Raw genomic sequence first — 276 nt, forward strand, 5'->3', positions numbered from 1 at the left:
TGCTCGGGCTCGTTCGCGAGGAGCCGCCACTCGACGCCTTCGCGTCCCAACACCGTGCGCCACAAGCTGTCGTCCTGCGTGTGCGTCAGCAAATCCTCCGGCACGTCCGCGACGATCCACGTGCGCAATTTCATCTCGTTCTCGAGCTGACCGGCACTCCAGCCGGAATAGCCGAGGAAACCGCGGACATGCGTCCCCTCCTCCTCGAGGAGCTGCATCGCCTTGTCCGGCTCGATCCCGAAGTGCAGCCGGAAACCGTCATCGCGCGTCTGCCAG

Annotated in this window: 1 protein-coding gene; it reads right to left on the minus strand. The window is 65.2% G+C overall.

The annotated features are described in order from the left end of the window. A partial coding sequence (locus tag RAD10_RS41775; RefSeq protein ID WP_461622017.1) for a YqgE/AlgH family protein occupies positions 1-276 on the minus strand: 276 nt, incomplete at both ends.

It is taken from the genome of Bradyrhizobium sp. 23AC (genome assembly GCF_054863025.1).